Origin of the sequence: Qipengyuania sp. S6317L1, assembly GCF_023015615.1 — a bacterium.
Classification (GTDB): Bacteria; Pseudomonadota; Alphaproteobacteria; order Sphingomonadales; family Sphingomonadaceae; genus Erythrobacter.
This window is the reverse complement of sequence record NZ_JALKAJ010000003.1, coordinates 131,815-156,626: the sequence shown is the minus strand read 5'-3', so window position 1 is coordinate 156,626 and position 24,812 is coordinate 131,815. Positions and strand designations below refer to the sequence as shown.

Genomic DNA, 24,812 nt, shown 5'->3' with positions numbered 1-24,812 from the left:
GTGGACGGGTCAACCATAACACGGTTGCCTAACACTCCAATGCGAGCAATGCGACAAAAAAGCCGTCTGTGTCGTCATGGAACGGAGAAAGCCGTGTTCCTTGCCCTCTCGCTTTGCCAAGCGGGATGGGAACCTTGGTTGACGACCATCCTTTATGCCGCTCCAGAAAAGCTTCGATCCGGTTTGCGCCTTCATCATCAAGGACAGAACACGTCACAAAGGCAAGCGTTCCGCCCGGCTTGACGAGTTCAGCGCCAATATCAAGCACGTGATCCTGCAATTGGGTAAGGCGTTTAAGCTCGGCCTGATCGAGACGCCATCGCCCCTCGGGCTGCCTGCGCCATGTGCCAGAACCCGAACATGGCGCATCGACAAGCACGCGGTCGGCTTTACCAATCCAAGGGGCAAGAGCCTCACGCTCCACCTTGGGATTGAGGAGGACTGTATGATCCACCTGCGCGCCAGCACGCGCGGCACGCGGCGCAAGATTGCCAAGACGGCGTTTGTCGGTGTCACACGCAATCAGGCTCGCACCATTGCCCGTCTGCGCGGCGAGAGCGAGGGTTTTGCCCCCTGCTCCCGCGCAAAGGTCAATGACCGTTTCGCCTGCCTTCGCGCCCACGGCCTCGCATACCCATTGGCTTGCATGGTCCTGTATCTCGACCAGGCCATCGCGATATTCGCGCCATTGCTCAACCTGTGTGCCCGAAGGGAAGCGCAAGGCATTTGGCGCGGCGAGCCTTTCGCCTTCTTCGGGAAGTTCGATAGTGTCGCGCGCAGCTTTCAGCGTGTTGACCCGTACATCAAGCGAGGCGCGGCCGAGAAGCGCTTCTGCCTCTTTGCCGGTGATGCCCGACGCTTTCAGCTTCTCCATCAGCCAATCGGGCGCGGTGCCGATGAAAGCGGCCATTTCGCCGCCGCCGATCTTGGCAGGGCCATGCTCTGACCCATCGAAAAGCGGGACAAGGCTCGCGTCTTCAGTGGCCACCGCAAGCATCGCTGAGCGTCCGTCATATGGCACTTCTCCGCACAGGCGAATGGCGCGATACACGAGGTCGCGCACGGCGCGCCGGTCCTTCGAACCGGCATAGCGGCGCTGTTTGAAATAGGCCGAAATCAGCCGATCGGCGGGCGCGCCCTTGTTCCGCGCGCCTTCGATGATCTGGTCGAGCAATTCTATCGCGGCTTGAACGCGGGCGGCGGGGGTCATTCGATTCTCCGTGCGCGCCCGCGAACACAGGAGCGCAGTTTACGAGGGTCCGATACGCGCTCCCGCTCTTGCAGGATATCACGCGGCGAAAAGTCAGCGCGTCGGGTAGTTCGGTGCTTCGCGCGTAATCGCAACGTCGTGCACGTGGCTTTCCGAAAGCCCTGCGTTGGTGATGCGAACAAATTGAGCGCGCTTTTGCAGATCCGTGATGGTTTCAGAGCCGGTGTAGCCCATTGCCGCCTTCACCCCGCCGACAAGCTGGTGGATGACGTCGGATGCCGGGCCTTTGAACGGCACTTGACCCTCGATCCCTTCGGGTACCAGTTTCAATGCCGATACGTCCTGCTGGAAATACCGGTCAGCGGACCCGCGCGCCATTGCGCCAACGCTGCCCATGCCGCGATAAGCCTTGTAGGAGCGCCCCTGGTAGAGGAACACTTCGCCCGGGCTTTCGGTGGTACCTGCGAGCATGGAGCCGACCATGACGGAGGATGCGCCGGCTGCAAGAGCCTTTGCCGCATCACCCGATGTGCGAAGTCCGCCGTCCGCGATCACGGGAACGCCCGATTTGGCCGCTTCCTCGGCGCTTTCCATAACGGCGGTGAGTTGCGGTACGCCGACGCCAGCGACAACGCGGGTCGTGCAGATCGAGCCCGGGCCAATGCCGACCTTCACCGCGTCTGCGCCTGCATCAATCAAGGCGCGCGTTGCCTCTGCGGTGGCGACATTGCCTGCAATCACCTGAACCGAGTTGGAGAGCTTCTTTGCCCGCTCCACCGCGCGGCTCACGTCCTGATTGTGGCCGTGCGCTGTGTCGATCACGACGACATCGACCTCTGCATCGATCAAAGCCTCGGTGCGTTCAAAACCCTTGTCGCCCACCGTGCTTGCCGCGGCTACGCGAAGGCGGCCTGCGGTATCTTTCGTCGCGTGCGGATAGGTGACGGCCTTCTCGATATCCTTGACCGTGATAAGGCCGATGCACTTGTAGTCATCATCCACCACCAGCAGTTTTTCAATGCGGCGCTGGTGCAGCAGGCGGCGCGCTTCTTCCTGATTGGTGCCAAGAGGAACGGTCGCCAGATTATCGGTCGTCATCAATTCGCGCACGGGCTGTGCCGGATTTTCGGCAAAGCGCACATCGCGGTTGGTCAGAATGCCGACAAGCTTGCCGTCCCGGTCAGTCACGGGGATACCGCTGATCCGGTGCTGGTCCATAAGCGCCTGTGCATCGCCCAACACCGCATCGGGACTGATTGTGATGGGGTTGACCACCATGCCGCTTTCAAAGCGTTTGACCACGCGAACAGCGGCGGTTTGTTCCTCAATGCTCAAATTGCGGTGCAGCACGCCGATGCCGCCCAATTGCGCCATGACAATCGCCATGTCGGCCTCGGTCACGGTGTCCATCGCACTCGACAGAACCGGAATGTTGAGCGCGATATCCTTCGTCAGCCTGGTCGCTGTGTTCGCCATGCTGGGCAGAACATTGCTTTCCGCAGGACGCAAGAGGACATCATCAAAAGTAAGGCCGAGGGGAATTTCAGTGTGCACGTAGCTAGCTTTCTTTGGCGTGGAGCGATTCGTGCACGTCCCTGTAGGACGGGATCGCGCTCAGCGCTAGGGCCAGAGGCCACTAATCGCCCGCTATTGTGAAAGCCCTGTGTCGCCCGATGTGCTGGCAAGGCGTGTGACAAGCTCTTCGTGCAGCAGGAGATCATCAACCGCGCCGCCCATCTCGAGGGCTCGCACTTCGTCGCCCGGCTGGTGATAACGCGATGCGATATAGGGGCCCATCACGATTTCGGATGCAAAGGCGGTGGAGACAAGGACCGCAGGCACGCCTGCTTCCATCAGCACCCAGCCATCGTGACGCTGAAGGAAGCTTTCGGCAAATTCGCGATTGCCAAGCGCGACGCCGCGTTTGCTCACCGCCTCCTGAACAATGGCGTCAAGCCGCGTGCGCCCCTCGCCCACGAAACCAAAATTGCCCCCCGCAGGCGCGATGGCGACAGAATCGAAGTTGAACGCTGCCTCAATGCTTTCGAGCGGCATGGGCGGGCTTTCGATAAAGGCCTTTGCCCCCAAAAGACCCGCTTCTTCTGCACTGGTGGCAAGAAGGTAGATATCGCGATCATGCGGGCCGTTCGCCTTGAGACGCGCAGCGAGTTCCAGCATCAGCGCAAGGCCCGAGGCATTGTCGACCGCGCCGTTGCAGATCGGATCGGGTGTCCCGGGTGCACATTCGCCAAAGTGATCCCAGTGCGCCATCAGCAACACTGCGCCGGACCCGCTGACCTTGCCCGGAATGAGGCCGATGACATTGGCGCTGGTAAACTTGCGCCTTGTCGACTGCACGTCGATTGCGATGGTGGTGGCCATCACCTCGGCGCTGAATTCAGGTGCAGCGGCCTTGGTCAAAAGCCCGTCCCATTCGCCAATGGGCAGCGCATTTGCAAAGGCATCGCGGGTGACAAAGGCGTTGAGCCTGTTGTCGTCGCTTCCGGTAAGAAGCAGGCGCTCGCGGTCAAATCGGGCACGCTCGGTATCAAGCGCCGTTTCGTCCGCGACCACCGATATGATCGCCGCAGGGTTGGCGGCAAAAATCGCATCGCGCGAACCAGGTTCGCTGCCGTCCTGTGTCATGACGACGATGCGTCCGGTCAGCTTCTCGGCGCTCACCTCCCGGCTACCATCGCCGATAAACACGACTTCCACCCCGTCGATCAACACGCGGCTATTGAGCGAATAGGCCGCGCTTTCCCTGAGCGGCAGGGTCGTCGTACGCCTTCCGGTGCGTACGGTGATCGTGTGGTCGAGCGGCTGTGTGCTGATCAGTTCAACCGGTGCGCGCCATGCGCTGCCGGGATCGTTGGTCCCCGATTCAAGGCCAATCGCCTGCATGCGGCTGATGAGATAGGAGACGGTGCGTTCACCGCCCGGAGTGCCGGGTCTGCGCCCGCCGAACTCGTCGCTTGCCAGCACCTCGATATCGCGCATCATCCGCGCAGCCGCTGCGTCGCGTTCAGCCTGCGCCAAGGGCACAGACGTTGCAGCGCACCCCGCAAGAGCGGTGCACGCAAGGGCAGTCAGCAGAAGGCGACCCAATCGCATCATTCGGCGGTCCAGCCTCCGTCGATGCTCCAGTTGGCGCCGGTCACATTGCCCATTTCCTCACTGCAAAGGAACGCGGCAAGCGCGCCCACTTCTTCGGGTTGGACGAATTTCTTTGTCGGCTGCTTGGCAAGAAGCACATCGTTGATGACTTCCTCCCGGCTAAGACCGCGCGCAGCCATCGTGTCCGGGATCTGCCCCTCGATAAGCGGCGTCCACACATAACCGGGCGAAATACAATTGGCGGTCACGCCGCTTTCAGCCAGTTCAAGCGCGATGGTCTTGGTAAAGCCATCGACGGCGTGCTTGCTCGCATTATACGCGCTTTTAAATGGCGATGCGGTCTTGGAGTGCGCGCTGGCGGTGTTGATGATCCGGCCCCAGCCTTTTTCCTTCATATGAGGCACAGCAAGGCGCGTCGTGTGAAACACCGCCGAAAGATTAAGCGCGATGATCGCGTCCCATTTTTCGACCGGAAAATCCTCAACCGGCGAAACGTGCTGCATCCCGGCATTGTTGACGAGGATATCAACCGGGCCGATATCGCCCATCATCGCTTCAATCGCGCCCACCTCCATCAGGTTTGCGCCATTATGGGTCGCGCCCAGTTCATCGCACAATTGCGCAATCTCGGCTTCGTCGCCAAAACCGTTGAGCACAACCTCGGCCCCTGCCGCGCCGAGCGCGCGTGCAACCGCAAGACCGATGCCCGAAGTCGAGCCGGTCACCAGTGCACGCTTACCAAGTAGACTGTTTTCTTTGAGCATTGCGAGCTATTCCCAGACGTGTACCATAGAAATGCGTTCATCGCTTCGCCGGGCTCACCTGTCCAGCAATTTGCGAAGGATCTGGACGGGCACCGGGCAACTCTTGCGGATCATACGACCCGCGCAGGCGCCACAGCAAAGGAAAACAAATACGTGCGATTGGGGCGATATGACACATCCAAGATCAAGGTCCGCTCCGGCGGTCGCGGCACGGGGCGCGCGGGCAAAGCGGGCGGCATTGGCTGCGGGACGATAGTCATCGCGATTATTGCCGCGCTCGTCTTTGGCGTTGACCCGATGCAGACGATTGGCGTGATGCAGGGGATGGACGGCTCCTCCGCGCAAACCTCGCAACAGTCATCTCTCAGCGAAGAACAATTGTGTTCAAGCGGCCCCTATGCCGATGAGGCGTGCCGGGCGATGCAGAGCCTGAATGAAACGTGGGAGCCGATCGTTAGTCAGGCGGGCATCCGCTTCGATCAACCCGAGCTTGTGCTTTACCCGCCGGGTCCGGTTTCAACGCAAGGGTGCGGCAATGCAAGTTCGGCCGCGGGGCCATTCTATTGCCCGGCCGATATGGGCATTTACATCGAAACAGGCTTTTTCGATCAATTGGCCCAAATGTCGGGCACCAGAGGCGATTTCGCGCGTCTTTACGTCATGGCGCACGAATATGGTCACCACATCCAGAACCTCACCGGCATGTCGGCACAAGTACGCAGTGCGCAGGCGCAAAACCCGCGTCAGGCCAACCAGTTGCTCGTGCGTCTTGAACTTCAGGCCGATTGCTATGCCGGGGTATGGGCGGGCCAGAACCGCAACCTTCTCGAACCCGACGATCTTGGCGAAGGTATGCGGGCGGCCTCTTCGGTGGGGGATGACACGATCCAGAGCCGCGCAGGCCAGCGCATCAATCCCGAAGGCTTTACCCACGGGACGAGCGATCAACGAATGGAAGCGCTAAGGCGCGGATTACAAAGTGGCGATGCAGGAGCATGCGATGTCTATTTCAACAGCTAGATTGATCCTATCCGGTGCAGCTCTCGCGCTCGCAATTCCGGCGACTGGAGCCCACGCGCAGGTAAAGAGCGAGCCGGACGCAATTGATGTGGCGCGCACCCCGCTTGAGGATCTGAACATCGATGCAGCCGACCTGCCCGATATTCTCGTGAAGGCGGCCCTCAACCCTTACGCGATGGCCGAAATGACGACGTGCAACGATCTCGTCAGGGAGATTGCCATTTTGGATAACACGCTGGGACCGGACTACGATCTTCCGCAAGAAGAGGACAGCCGGATCAGCGCAGGCCGCATCGGCAAGAGCCTCGTCGGCTCTCTCATCCCGTTTCGCAGCATCGTCCGCGAGGTCACCGGCGCCACCAAGCGCAAAAATGATTATGAGGACGCCGTGACAGCAGGGCTTGTTCGTCGCGGCTATCTCAAAGGCGTAGGCCTTGGACGTGGTTGTTCCTATCCCGCACGCCCACGCGATGAGGCAGTCGTTCCCGTTGCAAACGAGGATGTCGAACTCGGTGAAACGGGCGGCATGTAACGACGCCCCGTCGCCGATAAAAAACCGGCGCCAGGGTTTCGCCCGGCGCCGGTCTTACAAAGCCAAAAATTTCAAAGCTCAGCTTGAAGTATCGGCCCAACGGTCAATCGTGCGGTCGATCTCGCGAAGCGCGCTCTTGCGTGCCTCTTTGCTGATTTCCTGATTGTTCCTGATCTCTTCGCGCGCTTCGCGAAGGCCCTGAAGAGCGGTCGCCATGATCCGTTTCTGGCAGATCTTCGCGACCTGCGAACCGTCGCCAAGTTCGGTTGTGGTTGCGACCTCGGTCCCTGTGTCATCACAGCCGCGCTCGACCCGGACCCTCGTGCGGCCCTCACGCTCCATTTCGACCTCGACTTCGGCCATGGCGGTTTCGATCATCTGGGGCACGTTTTCGAGCACCCTGTTCGCCTCCTTGAGGCCTTCGCGCACCTCTTCCATGATTTCGTCCATCTGCGCCTCGCTAAGCTGGCCTTCCTCGCCCAGTTGAGCGCGGTCGATAAAACGGGCGCTGCGGTTATTGGTTCGAACGATAAAGCGCCTGTCGGAGCCGTTGCGCTCATCCTCGATCACGAACACGTCCGGTTGCTTGGCGCTGGAAGGCCAAGCGTCCGCGTCAGGATCGATAGCAAAGATCTGCTCACCGGCCATGGCTGTTGTTGGCGCTTCGGGAGGAAGCGGGACCGCAGGAGGCGTCGGAGGTGCAGGCGGAACCGGCGGCGCGGGAACGCTGGCGGTCATATCTGGCGCGGCAGGCGGCGCCGGCGCTTCGCTCGCGGCATAGCTGATCGACGCGGTCAGCGGCAGTGCGACAAGCCCTGCGCCAAGCATAAGCCTGCCAATGGCGCGCTGTTTTCTATTGGTGTTTTCCATGTTCAGGCTCCTCAAACGGTGGATGATGGATTTTTCACCCAGCACCGGACACGCCATCGGGGCGGTCAGCGCATGGGCGGGTGAAACAGCGTGGCCAAGGGCGTCTTTCGCCGCGAAACTGACGATGAGATTGGCATAAACCTCGCGCTCTTCGCGCTTGGCGCTGGCCATGACGCGGGCATCGCACGCCGCCTCCTGATCGCGGCGCAGCGCCATCCAGCCATAACGGCCAAGCGGGTTCCACCAATGGATCGCGAACAGCGGCTGGACGAGAATATTCACGAGCAGGTCCTGCCCCTTGTGGTGTTCGAGTTCATGGTCGAGCGCCAGATCGCGCACCACCCTGTCGGGCTGGGCAAGAAAACCGTCCGGCAGGGCGATAACCTTGTCGATAACGCCAAAGGCAAGCGGAGCGTTCGTTCCCGGTGTTTCGACCAGGCGCACTTTGCCGCAGCGGCCCATTTCGCGCGCATCTTCGAGCAAATCGTCGCGCAGGCGGAAATAGGCGGAAAAGCGCAAGGCCAGGAACACCGCCGCGCCCACCAGCCACACGGCAAGTGCAGGGGTGACCAATTGACTGAAATCGAAGGCGGCGGGCTGAGCCAGGAGGGGGCTTGCCACTTCGGTCGCTGGCGCCGCCGCGACGGATGTCTCCTCAAGTGGAGCCAGCGTTGACGTCACCGGCGGGGCTTCAACAACTTGGACCGTCGGCTCAGCCAACACTGGCTCACTCACCCGCATCCAGGCGGGCAACTCAATCGGCGGGAGGAACAATCGCAGCGCAGGCAGCGCCCACAGAGCATAGGCGATTTGCGGCCCGAAATGACGAGCCACGGGACGGCGAACGAGCAGCACGAATGCAATCAGCACTCCGGTCCAAAGAAGCGTTTCGAACATCCATTGGGTCATGATTTGAGCTCCTTCAATAGAGCCTCAATCTCGCTCACATCATCTTCGCTCAACGCCTCGGTTTGCGCCAAATGCGCCACGAGAGACGCCGCACGCCCGCCAAACAGGCGATCGACCAGACGCCGCGATTCCCCGCCGACATAATCAGCGCGCGCGATCAGCGGCGAATAAAGAAAGCGCCTGCCATCGGGCTTCGTCTCGATCGCGCCCTTTTGCACGAGGCGTGAGAGCAGTGTCTTGACCGTGGCGAGGCTCCAGTCGCGGGTTTCGCAGACGCTATCGCAAACCTCGGACGCGCTTGCCGTGCCCCGGTCCCACAGGACCTCCATCACGGCGTGCTCTGCCTCGCTTATGCGTTCTGGCTGATCAGTCTTTCTCAACGCGGCCTCCCCATCTGCAAAATCACCATGTGACCGGGAATACGATTACAGGTGTAGTCATGACGATTACAAATGTAAACATTGCTGCCAGATGAATATGGCAGTTTGACGCTTGTTTCTCGGCGAAGGGCGAATATCGTGGGATGAATGACATGGAGCCGAATTTTCACCGCCGCGCTGTGCGCAATCCTTACCGTGGGCCTTCCTCTGGGCGCCTCTGCGCAGGATGAGCTGTTCGTCGAGACACAGCCGATTGACCTTGACCGGAGCGATCCGTCGCAAACGCAAATTGGCGAGCTTATCTTCAGAGGCGGGCTGGAGATTGATCCGGGCGAAGAGGACATCGGCGGCATTTCCGGCCTGACATGGCACGGCGACCGCTTGTTCGCGGTGGGCGATGACGGCCACTGGTTCTCCATCGAACCCGACGAGATTAACGGCCAGCTGATTGACCTTTTGACCTTTAAACGCGGCGAATTGCTCGATGAGCGGGGCAAGCGCTTGAAGGGCAAGGACGAGGTCGATGCCGAGGCGATTGAGCGCGTGTCGCTTGGCGGATGGGTTGTCGCCTTCGAGCGTCAACACCGTATCTTGTATTATGAGCGGCTCGATGGACCCGGCGTGCCGGTTACCACGCCCGAACTGTCGGCTGCCTTCTCACTCATTGAAAAGCCCGAGCCCAATGTCGGCCTCGAAACCCTGGCCTTCAACACCGATGTGATGATCGCCTGCGGAGAATGGGCGCGCGCTGGCGAGATCAATTGCGTGCGCTCCGCCGAGGAGGCCGCCGATCCTTTCGAGCTTCCCGCCCCGCCCGAACTCGCAGAACACGGCGGCGCCCCCACCGATGGCGCGTGCACGCAGGACGGCACCTGCTACGTGCTCTTCCGCAGTTATCGAGATGGCCAAGGCAACCGCGCTGCTATCGTCAAACTGCCGTTGGAGGGCGAGGCGGAAGTGCTGGCGGTTCTCACCCCTCCCCTTACCATCGACAATTTTGAAGGGCTGGCCGTGCGCGAGCAATACGGCAAGACCTTTCTCTACATCGCTTCCGACAACAATTTCTCCGACGATCAGCGCAATCTCCTGATGAAATTCGAGATCGTGACGAAGGAGCAATTGATCGCCGCAACGCCAGAGCCGGAGGTGAACTACGAAACGAAAGACGTGGTGCTCGAGACGACCAAGGGCGACATCACCATCCGCCTTGAGGTCGAGCGCGCGCCGATCACTGCGGCGAATTTCCTGCGCTATGTTGATGAGGGGCGATTTGACGGGACGGTGTTTTATCGCGCGATGAAGCTGAACCGCGATCCCATGCCCAATGGCCTGATCCAGGGGGGCACACAATTTGACCCCAAGCGCATTCTTCCCGGTATTGCGCATGAGCCGACGACTGACACGGGGCTAAGCCACACCAACGGCGCTGTCTCCATGGCGATGCTGGAGCCGGGGACGGCGAATGGCGACTTTTCGATCATGCTGGCCGACCAGACCGGGCTTGATGCCAATCCCGATTCCGACGATCCCACCTGGCAAGCGGGCTTTGCCGTCTTTGGATATGTGATCGACGGGATGGACGTGGTTTCTGCAATCCACGCGGGCGAAGCGGACCCCAATAAGGGCGAAGGCGTGATGGTCGGGCAAATGCTGGCAGAGCCGGTCGAGATCGTGAAAGCGCGCCGCCTGCCGCCCGAGGCCGATCTGCCCGAAGACAGCCCCGCGGAGTAATTATTCGGCGACCGATGGCCTTCCAACCGGCGCGCTGGCGACTTGCGGCATCCGGGCTTCGAGCGCAGGCAGCCACCCGCTCACCCCTGCGCCAAAGGCGCTTTGCGGGAGCGAGGCGAGAAGCCCTTGGGCTGCCTCCCATCCCGCGATCTCAACCGCCGCTTCGCGCGCAGCATCGGACAGGCTCTGAGGCTTGCGAAGCGCGCGGTTGATCAGCGCATCGCCAAAGAAGGTCCAGTCGTTGTCGGGCTGACAGCCGAAAGAATTGCGCTGTGCCGCCGCGGCTGTGAGCACGGCGGTGTCGCGGCTTGCCAAAGCTGGAACGAACACGCCCGACTGGCACGCGCTGATGATAACGATGCGGCGGGTTAGACCAAGCTCTTCAAGCGTGCGTTTGAGCAGCGCAGGCGAAAGCACGCCGTATGAACTGTCGCCATAGTGATGCACCAGCCCCGCCTGCATCCCGTGGCTGGTGGTGTAGAGGACGAGCACGTCTTCGGACGTGTCCATAGCCCGCGCCACCGCGCCAAGCGTTTGGACAAGGTTCTCAACCGTCCCGTGGGCAAGTTCGTCGCTCTCGCCATCAGGGCCAGCCAGAACCAGCGTTCGCCCGCTTGCACTATATCTTTGAGAAAGCACGCGCCCTGCCTCACGCGCCTCTCGCGCGAACACCGGATCGCTATCGAGCGCGGCGACAAGGACGAAGGCATCGACCTCGCCCGCCTGCTGAGCGCCGAGTGATGCAATTTGTGCCGAGAGCCGCCGCTGCTGTTCGAGCATGTGCTCAAGATCAATCCCGCGCCTGAGCGTAAGGCCAAGCGCAAGGCTCTCGCTCATCTCTTCCTGTGACTGCCCAACCACCACATTGGGAAACGGCAGCGTGTGTTCAAGGGCCTTGTTGGGGCTGTTCTGAGCCAATGCAGCCGGTGCCAAAACGGCCGAAAGCGGGAGCAAAGCTTTGCGAATTATCGGACCGAACAAATCCATGTGGCGAAAGCTGAACGCAACTTTGCCGCCGGTCAAGGAGTGCCGTCAGATTTCTGATCAATCGACCGATAGATGAAACGAGATTGAGGCCAGCGCCAATGCAAGCGCGTGCTTCATTTCAATCTGCGATCAAATTCTTCCAGAAAAATAAGCCACTTCGACGATTCGCGAAAGTTGCCTGTACCAACTTTGATGTAGCGTCCGTCGTTGGCCTTTATCGCCAGAAACTGTGCATTGGGCCCGTAGCCAGACAAGTTGACGTCTTTGATTGCGCTGTAAGGTATGCGTGCCGTCTTGATGCCGTTGTATCGCGTCGGGCCCTCAATCGCTTGATGGTCAAGCGTGAGCCATGCTTTACCGGTCAGCCCATGAAAGACACCAAGCCCGGCAAAGCTTGAGCCAATCAAAGCCGCAAGAGCCAGTGCGCTGTAAACGACGCGTGCGCCAGTCACATCAAGCGGGATACGGAAAATGATGAGGCCCCGGCCTTCGATCATTAAAGCAACCAAGAAAGCCACTGCCGCAAGACAGGCGAATGCTGCAAAAAGCGATTTCCACGGGTGCGGGGTTACATCGAAGTGGATTGTCTCGCCGGCGGCCCGCGCACGAGCAGCTTGACGCACCGCCGGACGAACATTCGTTCGCGCAGCGGTTCCTCCGACAAGCCCCTTACGGCCAAACCCACCCATATTCGCACTCCTTCGCAGCTACTGTGTCGATAAAGAAATCGTGACAGTAACTAGCGAAAAGCGAACTAAATAATGGTAAAAGACCCAAAGTTAGAAACTATTGGCTAAAGCCGTGGATCAATACACCCGCGCCTTCGGCTCGATATACTTCGTGTCCTCGGTGAGCGTGTAATCGTGCACCGGACGGTAATCGATGCGGATGTTGCTGCCTTGGCCGCCCCATCCTTCGAACCATGCGACCGTGTGCTTCATCCACTCTGCATCGTTGCGATCTGGGAAGTCTTCGTGAGCGTGCGCGCCGCGGCTTTCCTTGCGGTTGGCAGCCGATGCCATGGTCACGTTCGCCTGGCTCATCAGATTGTCGAGCTCAAGCGTTTCGATAAGATCGCTGTTCCAGATCAGCGACTGGTCGGTCACGTGGATGTCTTCCATGCGCTTGTTCTGCTCGGCGAGCAGCTTGACGCCTTCGTCCATCAATTCCTGATCGCGGAACACGGCGCAGTGTTTCTGCATCGCCTTCTGCATATCGGAGCGGATCGCTGCGGTGGGTGAACCACCCTTCGCATAACGGAAGTGATCGAGGCGCGTCAGCGCAAAGTCGGCGCTGTCGGTTGGAAGTTCGGGCTGCGATGCGCCTGCCTTGAGGTTATCTTTCAGGTGCAGACCGGTTGCGCGGCCAAACACCACAAGGTCGATGAGAGAGTTCGAACCCAGACGGTTCGCGCCGTGGACCGACACACAGGCCGCTTCGCCAACGGCGTAAAGGCCCGGCACAACCGTATCCGGATTGCCGTCCTTGCCGATGGTCACGACCTGGCCGTGATAGTTACACTGGATACCGCCCATGTTGTAGTGGACGGTCGGCGTCACCGGCAGGGCCTCGCGCGTGAGGTCCACGCCCGCGAAGATCTTGCCGCTTTCGGTGATGCCGGGAAGACGCTGAGCCAGAACGTTGGGATCAATGTGGTCAAGGTGCAGGTGGATATGGTCGCCATCTGCGCCAACCCCGCGCCCTTCGCGCATTTCGAGGGCCATCGAACGGCTCACAACATCGCGCGATGCCAGGTCTTTGGCCGACGGCGCATAACGCTCCATAAAGCGTTCGCCTTCCGAGTTGGTCAGATAGCCGCCCTCGCCGCGCGCGCCCTCTGTGATGAGGACGCCTGCGCCGTAAATGCCGGTCGGGTGGAATTGGACAAATTCCATATCCTGCAATGGCAAGCCAGCGCGCAGCACCATGCCGCCGCCATCGCCGGTGCAGGTGTGTGCAGATGTCGCGGTGTAGTAACAACGGCCATAACCGCCGGTTGCCAGCACCACAGATTGAGCGCGGAAACGGTGGATGGTGCCGTCATCAAGGCACATCGCCATCACGCCAACGCATTGCTGCTGGCCGTCGACATCCGCCATGATGAGGTCGAGCGCGAAATATTCGATGAAGAAGTCAGCATCATACTTCAGGCTTTGCTGATACAGCGCGTGAAGCATGGCGTGGCCGGTGCGGTCGGCGGCAGCACAGGTGCGCTGCACCGGGGGGCCGTCGCCCATATTCTGCATGTGGCCGCCGAAGGGACGCTGATAAATTGTCCCGTCTTCATTGCGGCTGAAAGGAACGCCTGCGTGCTCCAGCTCGTAAACCGCCTGCGGCGCTTCGCGAACGAGATATTCAATCGCGTCCTGATCGCCCAGCCAGTCCGACCCCTTTACGGTGTCATACATATGCCAGGTCCAGTGATCGGGCGTGTTATTGCCAAGCGATGCCGCGATGCCGCCCTGCGCTGCGACCGTGTGGGAGCGCGTCGGAAACACCTTGGAGATGTTGGCAGTGCGAAGCCCGGCCTCGGCAGCGCCCGTGGTTGCGCGAAGGCCAGAGCCCCCTGCCCCCACAACAACCACGTCATAGGTGTGGTCGATGATCTTGTAGGCGTCGTTTGCGGGTTTAGTTGCCATCAGGCAGCTCCTGTCAGTGCGAGGCGGGCGATGCTGAACAATGCAAACGCACCGCCTCCAAATGCGGCAAGGTTAAGCGCGGTGAGCGCTCCGAATTTAAGGCCAGATTCGTGCACGTAATCTTCGATCAAGACCTGAAGCCCGAGTTTGGCGTGATAAAAAACGCTGATGATAAGCAGCATCATAGGTACGGCGGCAATCGGTTGAGAGATCCAACCCGAAACCGTTTGATATGAAAAATCAGGCAGCAGGACGAAGCTGACGATCAGCCAGGTCATCAAGATAAGATTGCCCACCGCGGTCGTGCGAGCGACCAGCCAGTGATGCGCGCCTTCATGCGCTGAACCAAGTCCGCGAACGCGGCCGATAGAGGTGCCGTTACCCATGGCTTACGCCCCTTTTCCAAAGATGATGTAAGCCCAAAGAGCCGCCGTCAGGAGGATCGCGATAATCGGTGAGGCAATCGACCAGAACCGGTTGGTGTCGAGTTCATAGCCTGCGCCAATATCGAGGACGAAGTGCCTCAAACCGCTCATCATATGGGTGAAAAATGCCCAGGTAAGGCCAACCAGAACCAGATAGCCGACCGGCGATGCTGCGACACTCAGGAAGGTTTCATACGCCTCTGGGCCGCTTGCCAGCGCGCCGAGCCACCAGACGAGCACGGCAAGACCGACCAATGCCATGCCGTCGCCTGTTGCACGGTGCAGGATCGACACCAGCATATGCGGGCCCCACCGCCATATCTGGAGGTGTGGTGAAAGCGGTCTTTGGCTCATAGTTGTCTCATGCAGATTGTTTATCCCCGGCCCCACTTAGCGAAGTGGGAGCCACGTGCAAGCCTACACGCGCTCGACTTTGCTTGCAAAAATTCCGATAAAGCGTTGCATGAGTTACATCCTTGTCACCGGAAGCAGCCGCGGGATCGGCAAAGCAGCGCGCGAATCCCTCGAAGCGCGCGGCCTGAAAATCATCGGCCATGCAACGCAAGACGGGGGCGATGACACCATTGCTGCCGATTTCAGAGACCCGATGGCGGCACAATTCCTGTGGAATGAAGCCCTCGCGCGTTCGGGCGGCGACATCATCGCGGTCGTGAACAATGCCGGTCTGTTCGAGGCAAATTCGCTCGATTCTTCCGATATCGAATGGCTCGACCGGTGGGAGGACACCTTGCGGATCAACCTTACCGCCGCTGCACAGATCAGCCGGTTTGCGGTTCGCCATTGGCAGGGGCGGCTTGCCGGCAAAAGCGGGGAGCGCGGGCGATTGGTGCACGTTGCAAGCCGCGCGGCCTATCGCGGCGATTCGCCTGCGCACTGGCATTATGCAGCGGCCAAGGGCGGAATGGTGGCGATGCACAAGACCATTGCCCGCGCCTATGGGGCAGAAGGCATCTTGAGCTTTGCCGTGACCCCCGGCTTTACCGACACCAGCATGGCGGGCGATTATCTGGCCAGCAGAGGGGGCGCGGGACTTTTGGCTGACATCCCGCTTGGCAGGGTGGCAACCCCGGAAGAGATCGCCTCGATCATCACCTATTGCGCGCTCGATGCACCTTCGAGCATGACCGGCGCCGTGATCGACGCCAATGGCGCAAGCTTTGTGCGCTAATCGGAGCGAAAATCACTGATGTCCACAAGCTGGAAACTAACCGCTCACGCGCCCAAGAAAATCGTTCAGGCCGCGCTTCTTGCGCATGACGAACTTGAAGAGTGGGACTATGACCTTGTGATCGCAGGCCGCGAGCTTGACGAGGATCATCCGCAGGACTGGGTGCTTGAGGGATGGTATCCGAAAAAACCCGGCAAGGACCAGATCGCAGCGCTTCAACACCTGTTTGAAGGCAAGGCGCCCAAGGTCGCGATTGAACGTTTGCCCGAAACCGATTGGGTCGCACAAAGCCAGCAGGGCACGCCCCCCATTCACGCGGGCAATTTCTATGTCCACACGCCCGATTTCGTGCCTGACCCCACCCTTGTGAACTTCGCCATTCCCGCAAGCCAGGCCTTTGGCACAGGACAGCATGACACCACCGCAGGTTGCCTTGAAATGCTGAGCGCGATGAAAGCGACGGGGATGCGCGCGCGCCGGATTGCGGATATCGGAACCGGCACCGGGCTGCTTGGGTTTGCTGCCATGCACCTTTGGCCGCGCGCGCAGGTGACCGCCTCCGACATTGATCCTATTTGCGCCGAAGTTGTCCACGACAATGCGGCATTGAACGGCATCGCTCTTGGCCCGGCACCGGGCGCGATGACCATGGTGATCGCGGACGGGATGGAAGATCCCCTCCTCCAGTTGCGTGGCCCCTATGACCTTTTGATCGCCAATATCCTCGCTGGCCCACTGGTCGAATTGTCGCAGGATTTTGCCGCAAGCGTTGCGCCGGGCGGAAGCCTTCTTCTTGCAGGATTGCTGACAGGCGCACAGGAAAGCGCGGTCCGGCGCGCATACCGCCGCGCAGGATTTCGCCTTGCCGCAAGGCAAACCCGCGGCGATTGGGCTATTCTGTGGTTCAAGCGCCGCCGAATTATCTAAGCCGCATCATCTGATCCGCGCCTGCCAGCGAACTTTAAAACTATTTCGGAACAGGTGGGCGGGTCTCTCCATTGAATGAGCAACGCATCTGCAATTCAAAGGAACGACGACATGGCCAAGACCCTTCTTATCACCGGCGCATCTTCAGGTATCGGCGCTGCGAGCGCGAAAGCCGCCGCCGACGCTGGCTGGAACGTCGCCTTGTGCGCGCGTTCGACCGACAAGATCGAAGCGCTTGCCAAGGAGATCGGCGATGCCGCGCTTGCGATCACCTGCGACGTGACCAAGCGCGACGAAGTGCGAAGCGCGCTTGAGAAGACCGAGGAGCGCTTTGGCAGCGTCGATGCAGTCTACGCCAACGCTGGAACAGGCGTCGAAAACCCCGGCATCGAGAACGGAGATCCGGACGAATGGCAGGACATGATCTACGTCAACGTGCTCGCCCCGCTGCTTCTGGCGCATGAGGCAACGCCCTTCCTCAAGAAAACCAAGGGCCACTACCTCATCACCGGATCAAAGGCGGGCCGCGACAATTTTCAAGGCTCGGTCTATTCGGCTACCAAGCATTTCGTGCACGGCTTTGGCGAAAACCTTGCCGAGGAAATGCGCCAATGGGGTGGCCGTGCGACGGTGATTGCACCGGGCATGGTCAATACAGCGTTCTTCGATGAGCCCAAGCCGTCGAAAATCCAGCCGGAAGACGTCGCCAATGCCGTGGTCTATGCGCTCTCGCAGCCGGAAACAGCCGCAGTGCGCGAGATCTACATCATGCCCAATGACTAAACGCTGATGCCTTCATCCGGCGCGAGCACGCTTTGCGCAAAATCAAGCGCGTGGCGGGTGAAGGCATACATATTGGCGATGCGGTCGTCGCTTGAGGTTTCAAGCACGGTGTGTGCAATAAAGTCGTCAGGTCCGGCGAGCGCAACGACGCTCAAACCCGATGGCGCGCCGCCCGGGTGCTTTGACCCGCCAACCGATCCACTTTCGGCAAGACCCCAATCGGCGTGCAAACGATCGCGGATCGAACGCGCCTGAAGCTCGGCATATTCAGGGCACGGCCCGCGTATCCCTTCGTAAGCGTCACGCGGTTGGTCGAACAGGACGTCTCGCGTGCGAAACGAGTAAACAACGCCCCCGCCCACGAAGAATTTTAGCGCGCCCGGCACGGTCAAAAGGCTCGCCATGATAAGCCCGCCCGTCGCACCGTCGGCAACGGCGAGCTTTTCCCCGCGTGCTTTAAGCGCCTCGGCGATGCAGTTCGCCTGACCGTGAAATTCGTGCAACGGATCAAAGGGGGCGGCAAGGTCCATTATCCCGCCTCCGCCACGATAGCCGCCCAGCCCGCCTCATCGACCACTTCGATGCCGAGGCTTTCTGCTTTCTTGAGCTTGGATCCTGCCCCCGGCCCTGCGACGAGCAGATCGGTCTTGGCGCTCACGCTGCCTGCGGCTTTCGCGCCCAGACGCTCGGCCTGTGCCTTGGCTTCGTCGCGGCTCATGGTTTCGAGCTTGCCGGTAAAAACCACCGTCTTGCCCGCAACACGGCTTTGAACGGTTTCAACCTCATAGCGCGGCGGGTTCACAAGGGAGAGCAAATCCTCCCACACCGCCACATTGTGTGGTTCGTGGAAGAAATCGCCCAGCGCCTCGACCACGCTTGGCCCGATGCCGTCAATCGCGGTCAGCTCGCTCGCCGCGTCCTCATCACCCGAACGCGCTTTTTGCGCAATGTCGCGCAGTGCGGACAGCTCGTGGACATGCTTCATCAGATCACGCGCCGTCACCTCGCCAACGTGGCGAATACCAAGGCCGAAAAGAAGCCGCGCCGCATCCGGCTCGCGCTTGCTTTCCACAGCCGCCAACAGATTGTCCACAGACTTATCCTGCCACCCTTCAAGCGCCAGAATATCATTGCGCCGCTCTTTCAGACGGAAGATATCGGCAGGGCTTTCAAGCCAGCCCAATTCAAAGAATTGCGCGATGGTCTTGGTCCCGAAGCCATCAATGTCGAGCGCCTTGCGGCTGACAAAATGCTCAAGCCGCTGTGTGCGCTGAGCGGGGCAGATGAGGCCGCCGGTGCAGCGCACATCAACGTCATCGTCCTGCGCCACCGCCTCGCTGTCGCAAACGGGGCAATGGTCGGGGAACTGGAAGGGCTCTCGCTCCTCCTCCCGGGTGAGGTTTTCGACCACTTGCGGGATCACATCGCCAGCGCGCTGGACAACTATGCGGTCACCGGGGCGAACGCCCAGACGCTCGATCTCGTCACGATTATGCAATGTGACATTGGTGACCGTCACACCGCCGACAAGCACAGGCGCGAGCCTGCCCACAGGCGTCAGCTTGCCCGTGCGCCCGACCTGAATGTCGATGGCTTCAAGCGTGGTCTGAGCCTTTTCCGCCGGGAATTTGTGCGCCAGTGCCCAGCGCGGAGCCTTGGCGACAAAGCCCAAACGCTGCTGATAATCGAGCCGGTCAACCTTGTAGACCACCCCGTCGATCTCATAACCAAGGTCGGGGCGCTGGCGACCGATCTCTTCGTAATGCGCGATCATTTCATCGACGCTTGTCGTGCGGATGAGGAACGGTGACAGCGGAAAGCCCCAGCCCTCAATCACCCGCATCATCTCGCTTTGTGTCTCGCACGGCACATCGGACGCCGCGCCCCAGCCGTATGCCCAGAATTTGAGCGGGCGTTTGGCGGTCACGCTTGCATCTTTCTGGCGGAAGGAACCGGCAGCGGCATTGCGCGGGTTGGCGAAAAGCTTGGCCCCCGCCTCCTCCTGCGCGGCATTGAGCGCCGCAAAATCGGCGCGCGACATATAGACCTCGCCGCGAACCTCGAAAACATCTGGCACGCCTTCAGGCAACTCCTGCGGAATGTCGGAGATATGGCGCGCATTGGCGGTCACATCCTCGCCCACCTGTCCATCGCCTCTGGTGGCGGCGCGCACGAGTTTGCCGTTTTCGTAGCGTAAGCTGCACGAAAGCCCGTCGATCTTATCCTCGGCAGTGATCGCAACCTCGTCGCTTGCATCGAGGTTGAGATAGCGCCTGACCCGCGCCACCCATTCGGTCACCTCCTCGCGGTTGAAGCCGTTGTCGAGGCTCATCATGCGAACCTCGTGCGTGACCTTGCTCAGGGGCGAGGCAGCGATTTCGTGGCCGATTTTCTTCGACGGACTGTCATCGCGCACAAGATGTGGAAACGCCTCCTCAAGCTCGCGGTTGCGCCGGACCAGCGCGTCATACTCCTGATCGGTGATCTCGGGCGCGTCTTCGGCGTGATAAAGCTTGTCGTGATGCGCGATTTTTCTCGCCAGCCGCATCAGCTCATTGGCGGCGTCGACTTCGGAGAGGTTTTCAGGGGGCGAATTTTCGGAGTTAGGCGACATTGGTGGCATTCAGAAAGATGGCGGCTGCAAGAAGGCTGACGATGGACTGGATCGCCCACCGCTTCCACCCTCCGCCAAGGAATTCCTGGGGACGCGATGCGATAAGGATGTTGAGCAGACCCAGCACAGTGATCGTTGCCATCAGGGCAAAGTTGAGAAGCGTTGCGTAAGGAAAGATCGAAGTGACCCAGTCGGGCGCGTTGCCGGTGTCGGGCAGCATAACGTCGGCTGCGCGAATGCCCCACATGAGAAGGCCCACAAGGCCAAACAGCGTACCGCCAAGCGAAAGAAGCAAAGCCGCAGTAACAGTGGCTCTTGCGGGGAGTCCTCGTGTGTTGGCTGCGCTCATACGGCGGGTTTCGGTTATCTAAGCGGCGGGTTCAAGCCAATTTATTGTGCTGAACCTTTCCGAAAGGCCCGTTCGTGGCAAACGGCCCGCCGCCGCCCGGCTCACTCCTCGCGAGCGGGCACTTCGGCCCCGGCCTCATCGGGGATGGTGATCGTCACCCCGCTTTCACCATTCTCGGCATCACTGCCGATCTGCACGCCGTCGCCGTTTACATCGATACCGATCTGCAAATCCTCAAATCCGCCGAGGATTTCGCGCGCACGCGCTTCGGCCTCTTCTTCGGTGATCTCACCGCGCTCCGCCGCCTCGCCGATTTCGCGCAGTTTCGGGAACGCCTCGCGCCATTGCTCGCCCGCATCCTCGGGGAACTGCACGACACCGCCCAATTCATCGCGCAAATCACGCTCGAACGAGCCGTCCGCAATTGCGCCGCCAATACCCACTGCAAGGAGGATCGGCGCAAGCAAGCCCACGCCCGCAGACACCAGAAAAACCTTTTTGAAATCGAAATCGGTGAGGAAATAGAGGACGCCCATGACCATCAGGCCAACGATTGCAGCAAGGCCAATTCCTGCAAGCACAGCCATCGCGGCGAGCCCTGCCAGGATAGGTCCGATAATTTCCATCTAAACGTCCTCGAGTAACCGATCTGCCTGCGCGCGCGCCTCCGAAGTGATTTCCGCGCCGGAGAGCATTCGCGCGATCTCTTCCTGCCTGCCTTCAGCCGATAGCTCAACCACGCCCGTCTTGGTGACTGTGCCCTTCGACGATTTCGCAATGAGGTAATGCTGGCTCCCGCGCGCGGCGACCTGGGGTGAGTGCGTGACGGCGAGGAGTTGGCCCTCTTCGCTGGCAAGGCGTGCGAGGCGTTCGCCGATGGCACTGGCCACCGCGCCGCCCACGCCCCGGTCGATTTCGTCGAAAATGATCGTCGCCGCCCCGCCCTTTTCCGCGAGCGCGACTTTCAATGCGAGGATAAAGCGAGACAATTCGCCGCCCGATGCGATCTTGCCGAGCGGTGCAAAGTCAGAGCCGGGATTGGTCGAGATGAGGAATTCGACACCGTCCATGCCTGACGCTCCCCAACGGTCCTCGGGCAGTTCGGTGATAGCCGTCTGGAACCGTGCAGCGTCGAGTTTGAGCGGGGCAAGTTCCCTCGCCACCGCTTTGTCGAGCTTTTTGGCGGCTTTCATACGGGTATCGCGCGCTTTTTGCGCGGTCGTCAAATACGCCTCGCGGGCCTCAATCGCGCCTGCCTCCAGCGCATCCAGTTGCGCCTCGCCGCCCTCGATTGCATCAAGACGCACGCGCATATCGCGCATGACTTCGGGCAGAGCGTCCACTTCGCAGCGGTGCTTGCGAGCAAGCGCGCGCAGTTCGAACAGGCGCGTTTCCGCCGCATCCAGTGCTTGCGGATCATGGACGAGCGCCATGGCCGCAGCTTCCAGCTTTTCCTCCGCCTCGCCCGCCTCGATCACTGCGCGGTCAAGCGAGGCGAGCGCCTCGGTCAGGAGCGGGTGCTGCTCGGCAATGCGGTCCAGACGGCGTGCGGCGACGCGAAGGCTGGCAAGCGGGCTGTCCGAACCTTCCCACAAATGGCGCAAATCTTCGAGGTCGCCTGAAAGCTTCTCGCCCTTTTGCATGTCGGCGCGCGCTTCGGCGAGGCGCGCTTCCTCGCCCGCTTGGGGTTCGAGCGCGCTGAGTTCAGCCAGATGCGCGATCAGAAGGTCCTGATCCGCCCTCGCCTGTTCGACCTCATCGCGTGCCTCGGCCAATTGCGCTTCGGCCTTGGCCCACGCCTTCCAGCGGCGTTCGAGCGCCCCGACATCAGTGCCGGCAAACCGGTCGAGCAAGGCCATGTGCCCGCGCGGGTTCACGAGGCCGCGATCATCGTGCTGTCCGTGAAGTTCGACCAGTGAACCCGCAAGCTCACGAAGCAGGCCGACGCTGGTGGGTTGATCGTTGATAAATGCCTTGGAGCCGCCATCGGCCTTCACCTGACGCCGGATGATGAGCGGTTCGCCCGGCTCAATCTCGATATCGGCATCGTCAAGCGCCCGCGTGATCGCGCGCGGCATCTCAGCAAATTCAAAGCTTGCCGAAACGCTCGCCTTAGGCTCGCCCCCGCGCACCAGCGATGTCTCGGCCCTGTCGCCCAGCACAAGGCCAAGCGCATCGAGCAAGATCGACTTACCCGCCCCCGTTTCACCGGTAAGCACGCCAAGACCGCGCCTGAATTCAAGGTCAAGCGCTTCGATCAAAACGATATTGCGGATGGAAAGCCGGGTCAGCATCGTGTGGCTGGCTTACCCCAAACAATCCGCCTCGTCACGCTGTGAAAGCATCACAACAAACAGGTTTTCACCATTGGCAATCAGCTCGGCGTTACGTCGCTGGCGTGGTCTTCGATAAGTTCAAACGACTTCTCATACCACTCGTTGCCGGGATAGTTTGCGCCCAGAACAGCGGCATATTTCACCGCTTCTTCGCGCAAGCCCAGCGCAAGGCTGCTTTCGGTCAGACGGTAGAGCGCCTCTGGTGTGTGGCTGGTCGTGTCGAACTGATCGACCACGTTGCGGAACCGCAATTGTGCAGCGAGCCAGCGGCCCGAGCGTTGGTAAAAGCGCCCGATTTCCATTTCCTTGCCCGCCAGGTGGTCATTCACAAGGTCAAGCTTCAGGCGGGCATCAGCGGCGTATTCGCTCTGTGGGAAACGGCGGTTCACTTCGCGAAGCGCGGTTTGCGCCTGCTCGGTGATCGACTGGTCGCGGTTCACGTCCGAGATCTGCTCGTAGTAGCACAGCGCGATGAGATAATAGGCGTAAGGCGCGTCCTTGTTGCCCGGGTGGATCGACAGGAACCGCTGGGCGTTCGAGATCGACTTGTTGTAATCGCGCGAAATGTAATAGCTGAACGCGCTCATCAACTGCGCGCGGCGGGCCCATGGCGAATAGGGGTGCTGACGCTCCACCTCATCGAACAGGGCCGCGGCCAATTGCGTATTGCCCTGATCAAGGCGGCGCTGCGCCTCGGCATACAATGTCTCCACATCGCGGGCGACATAGGCGACGTCTTCGTTGGCGGCACCGCCACCGCACGCAGCGGTGGTCACAATAGCAGCGCCAAGCAACGCTGCGCGGGAGATTTTCGCTTGGATCGAACGTGTCATGGCCGCGAGCTATAGCCAGCCCCACACTGAACGCCAAGTGAAGTTAGCGAAACTTTGCGCCTGTCTTGCACAGATCAGAATGAAAGCGGGTTCAGGCCCTCTTACGCCTGCCCCTCAAGCTCGGCGATTTTTGCCATCACCTCGGGCACTTCGCCCGCCTTGTCGATAAAGCGGCGATAGTTATCGAGCGCGAGCCGTTTGTTGCCGAAGGCGGCTTCGATATCGCCCATCAGCAACAGGAATTCGGGATTGTCAGCGAACACGCGCTCGATCTTGTCCTTGGCCTCGCGCGCGCCTTGCGCATCGCCGGTCGCAAGCTTGTAGCGCGCCAATTGCCATTGCAGGAACGGAAAATCCCCGTGGTTTTCAAGCGCAGGTTTCAACACCTCGCCCGCTTTTTCAACCTGGCCCAGATCAAGGTGCAGGCCCACAACATTGGTCAGCGGCAGCGCGTTGGTCGGGTTGATTTCATTCGCGCGATTGTAATGCGCAATGGCACCTTCAAGATCGCCTTCAAAGATCGCCTTGCGCCCCGCGACAAGACGCGCCTCGAGCACGTCGGGACCGTTTTCGATCGCAACATCGGCGAACTTCTGCGCCTCATCCGGCAAACGGAAATCGTATAGCTGATCGGCGGCAAGCGCGTTCAGGTGCGGGCTTTGCGGAAAGGCATCGAGGGCATAGTCCATGCCGGCTGCAAAGTCCTCTTCCTCACCCATATCGCGCAGCGCCCAGAGCACCATGCGAAAGTCCTGTTCGGAGTAATCCTCCTGCGGCAGATTTTCGTAAAGCGCGGCCGCCTTTTCGGGCGATCCTTGAAGGACGTGGGCGTGTGCACGGGCAACGCGCCGCTCCGGCTCGCTCAAGGCATCTGGCGACATTTGGTCGAGCGCAGCAATCGCACGATTGCCGTCACCCATCGTAAGCATCAGGTCGAGCTGCAATTTGCGCACCCGGTCATCGACTTCGCCATTGGCCAGCACATAGGCAAGATGGGCATTGGCAATACGGTATTGCCCCTCGTCAAAGGCGGTCTGGGCATCCTCGTAGGTGGACGATGTGCTCATCAAACCATCGCAGCCGCCGAGTGAGGCAACCAGAGCAAGGGCGAGAAGGCCGGTCAGCGGCTTTGAAGCGGAGTGTTTCATGAACCGCGTGGTTAATGCAAATCCCCTAAATTTCTCTAAAATTTCGGCG

24 protein-coding genes are annotated in these 24,812 nt (G+C 60.4%); 6 read left to right on the top strand and 18 right to left on the bottom strand.

Features of this window, described 5'->3' with window-relative positions; all coding sequences use genetic code 11:
- Positions 1 to 28: 28 nt before the first annotated feature.
- From MWU38_RS08410 to MWU38_RS08395, 4 genes are all read right to left on the bottom strand, one after another.
- Positions 29 to 1,210: an RsmB/NOP family class I SAM-dependent RNA methyltransferase gene (locus MWU38_RS08410; protein WP_247271404.1), complete on the bottom strand. Its 1,182-nt coding sequence runs from the start codon at positions 1,208 to 1,210 to the stop codon at positions 29 to 31.
- A gap of 93 nt (positions 1,211 to 1,303) precedes the next feature.
- Positions 1,304 to 2,764 carry an IMP dehydrogenase gene (gene guaB / locus MWU38_RS08405; protein WP_247271403.1) on the bottom strand — a complete coding sequence of 487 codons (1,461 nt, stop codon included), beginning with the start codon at positions 2,762 to 2,764 and terminating at the stop codon, positions 1,304 to 1,306.
- A 93-nt stretch (positions 2,765 to 2,857) separates the two neighbouring features.
- Positions 2,858 to 4,327 carry a M20/M25/M40 family metallo-hydrolase gene (locus MWU38_RS08400; protein ID WP_247271402.1) on the bottom strand — a complete coding sequence of 490 codons (1,470 nt, stop codon included), beginning with the start codon at positions 4,325 to 4,327 and terminating at the stop codon, positions 2,858 to 2,860.
- Positions 4,324 to 5,091, bottom strand: coding sequence for a 3-hydroxybutyrate dehydrogenase (locus MWU38_RS08395; protein WP_247271401.1), 768 nt, complete (start codon positions 5,089 to 5,091; stop codon positions 4,324 to 4,326). Before MWU38_RS08395 ends, MWU38_RS08400 begins: the two co-directional genes overlap by 4 nt.
- Before the next feature lie 18 nt (positions 5,092 to 5,109).
- Here MWU38_RS08395 and MWU38_RS08390 point away from each other — a divergent pair, with 18 nt between their 5' ends.
- Both MWU38_RS08390 and MWU38_RS08385 read left to right on the top strand, forming a co-directional pair.
- On the top strand, positions 5,110 to 6,111 hold the full coding sequence (locus MWU38_RS08390; RefSeq protein ID WP_348646872.1) for a neutral zinc metallopeptidase: 1,002 nt from the start codon (positions 5,110 to 5,112) through the stop codon (positions 6,109 to 6,111).
- Positions 6,092 to 6,643, top strand: a complete 552-nt coding sequence (locus tag MWU38_RS08385; protein ID WP_247271400.1) for a hypothetical protein — start codon at positions 6,092 to 6,094, stop codon at positions 6,641 to 6,643. The genes MWU38_RS08390 and MWU38_RS08385 overlap by 20 nt, the downstream gene beginning before the upstream one ends.
- 78 nt (positions 6,644 to 6,721) lie before the next feature.
- Here MWU38_RS08385 and MWU38_RS08380 read toward each other — a convergent pair whose 3' ends face one another.
- Together MWU38_RS08380 and MWU38_RS08375 are read right to left on the bottom strand one after the other, a co-directional pair.
- Positions 6,722 to 8,422 (bottom strand): M56 family metallopeptidase, encoded by a 1,701-nt coding sequence (locus MWU38_RS08380; RefSeq protein WP_247271399.1) that lies wholly within the window; start codon positions 8,420 to 8,422, stop codon positions 6,722 to 6,724.
- Positions 8,419 to 8,802 carry a BlaI/MecI/CopY family transcriptional regulator gene (locus tag MWU38_RS08375; RefSeq protein ID WP_281494630.1) on the bottom strand — a complete coding sequence of 128 codons (384 nt, stop codon included), beginning with the start codon at positions 8,800 to 8,802 and terminating at the stop codon, positions 8,419 to 8,421. Before MWU38_RS08375 ends, MWU38_RS08380 begins: the two co-directional genes overlap by 4 nt.
- Before the next feature lie 147 nt (positions 8,803 to 8,949).
- Between MWU38_RS08375 and MWU38_RS08370 the strand changes: the two genes are divergently transcribed.
- Positions 8,950 to 10,533, top strand: coding sequence for a peptidylprolyl isomerase (locus MWU38_RS08370; RefSeq protein ID WP_247271398.1), 1,584 nt, complete (start codon positions 8,950 to 8,952; stop codon positions 10,531 to 10,533).
- Here the strand turns inward: MWU38_RS08370 and MWU38_RS08365 are convergent, their stop codons facing one another.
- The 5 genes from MWU38_RS08365 to sdhC all read right to left on the bottom strand — a co-directional run bounded on the left by MWU38_RS08365 (position 10,534) and on the right by sdhC (position 14,938).
- Positions 10,534 to 11,520 (bottom strand): C13 family peptidase, encoded by a 987-nt coding sequence (locus MWU38_RS08365; protein ID WP_247271397.1) that lies wholly within the window; start codon positions 11,518 to 11,520, stop codon positions 10,534 to 10,536. It abuts the gene before it with no gap.
- Positions 11,521 to 11,633: 113 nt separating this feature from the next.
- On the bottom strand, positions 11,634 to 12,209 hold the full coding sequence (locus MWU38_RS08360; protein ID WP_247271396.1) for a hypothetical protein: 576 nt from the start codon (positions 12,207 to 12,209) through the stop codon (positions 11,634 to 11,636).
- Positions 12,210 to 12,326: 117 nt separating this feature from the next.
- Complete coding sequence (sdhA, locus tag MWU38_RS08355) at positions 12,327 to 14,159, bottom strand: succinate dehydrogenase flavoprotein subunit (protein ID WP_247271395.1); 1,833 nt, start codon at positions 14,157 to 14,159, stop codon at positions 12,327 to 12,329.
- Positions 14,159 to 14,545 (bottom strand): succinate dehydrogenase, hydrophobic membrane anchor protein, encoded by a 387-nt coding sequence (gene sdhD / locus MWU38_RS08350; protein WP_247271394.1) that lies wholly within the window; start codon positions 14,543 to 14,545, stop codon positions 14,159 to 14,161. The genes sdhA and sdhD overlap by 1 nt, the downstream gene beginning before the upstream one ends.
- Positions 14,546 to 14,548: 3 nt before the next feature.
- Positions 14,549 to 14,938 (bottom strand): succinate dehydrogenase, cytochrome b556 subunit, encoded by a 390-nt coding sequence (gene sdhC / locus MWU38_RS08345; RefSeq protein ID WP_247271393.1) that lies wholly within the window; start codon positions 14,936 to 14,938, stop codon positions 14,549 to 14,551.
- 109 nt (positions 14,939 to 15,047) lie between these two features.
- On the opposite strand from sdhC, the gene MWU38_RS08340 reads away from it, so the two are divergent.
- The 3 genes from MWU38_RS08340 to MWU38_RS08330 all read left to right on the top strand — a co-directional run bounded on the left by MWU38_RS08340 (position 15,048) and on the right by MWU38_RS08330 (position 17,483).
- The gene (locus MWU38_RS08340; protein WP_247271392.1) at positions 15,048 to 15,773 is read left to right on the top strand and encodes an SDR family oxidoreductase; all 726 of its coding nucleotides are present in this window, start codon (positions 15,048 to 15,050) and stop codon (positions 15,771 to 15,773) included.
- Between the two features lie 18 nt (positions 15,774 to 15,791).
- Complete coding sequence (locus MWU38_RS08335) at positions 15,792 to 16,700, top strand: 50S ribosomal protein L11 methyltransferase (protein WP_247271391.1); 909 nt, start codon at positions 15,792 to 15,794, stop codon at positions 16,698 to 16,700.
- 111 nt (positions 16,701 to 16,811) lie between these two features.
- Positions 16,812 to 17,483 carry an SDR family oxidoreductase gene (locus tag MWU38_RS08330; RefSeq protein ID WP_247271390.1) on the top strand — a complete coding sequence of 224 codons (672 nt, stop codon included), beginning with the start codon at positions 16,812 to 16,814 and terminating at the stop codon, positions 17,481 to 17,483.
- Here MWU38_RS08330 and MWU38_RS08325 read toward each other — a convergent pair.
- From MWU38_RS08325 to MWU38_RS08295, 7 genes are all read right to left on the bottom strand, one after another.
- Positions 17,480 to 18,013: a CinA family protein gene (locus MWU38_RS08325; RefSeq protein ID WP_247271389.1), complete on the bottom strand. Its 534-nt coding sequence runs from the start codon at positions 18,011 to 18,013 to the stop codon at positions 17,480 to 17,482. The two genes, MWU38_RS08330 and MWU38_RS08325, sit on opposite strands and share 4 nt — an antisense overlap.
- Positions 18,013 to 20,097: an NAD-dependent DNA ligase LigA gene (gene ligA / locus MWU38_RS08320; RefSeq protein WP_247271388.1), complete on the bottom strand. Its 2,085-nt coding sequence runs from the start codon at positions 20,095 to 20,097 to the stop codon at positions 18,013 to 18,015. The genes MWU38_RS08325 and ligA overlap by 1 nt, the downstream gene beginning before the upstream one ends.
- Positions 20,087 to 20,446 (bottom strand): hypothetical protein, encoded by a 360-nt coding sequence (locus tag MWU38_RS08315; RefSeq protein ID WP_247271387.1) that lies wholly within the window; start codon positions 20,444 to 20,446, stop codon positions 20,087 to 20,089. The genes ligA and MWU38_RS08315 overlap by 11 nt, the downstream gene beginning before the upstream one ends.
- Positions 20,447 to 20,547: 101 nt before the next feature.
- Positions 20,548 to 21,072 carry a hypothetical protein gene (locus tag MWU38_RS08310; protein WP_247271386.1) on the bottom strand — a complete coding sequence of 175 codons (525 nt, stop codon included), beginning with the start codon at positions 21,070 to 21,072 and terminating at the stop codon, positions 20,548 to 20,550.
- A complete protein-coding gene (gene recN, locus MWU38_RS08305; RefSeq protein ID WP_247271385.1) occupies positions 21,073 to 22,740 on the bottom strand; it encodes a DNA repair protein RecN in 1,668 nt (555 codons plus the stop codon).
- A gap of 80 nt (positions 22,741 to 22,820) precedes the next feature.
- Complete coding sequence (locus tag MWU38_RS08300) at positions 22,821 to 23,615, bottom strand: outer membrane protein assembly factor BamD (RefSeq protein ID WP_247271384.1); 795 nt, start codon at positions 23,613 to 23,615, stop codon at positions 22,821 to 22,823.
- Positions 23,616 to 23,716: 101 nt separating this feature from the next.
- Positions 23,717 to 24,763: a tetratricopeptide repeat protein gene (locus tag MWU38_RS08295; RefSeq protein ID WP_247271383.1), complete on the bottom strand. Its 1,047-nt coding sequence runs from the start codon at positions 24,761 to 24,763 to the stop codon at positions 23,717 to 23,719.
- Positions 24,764 to 24,812: the final 49 nt, after the last annotated feature.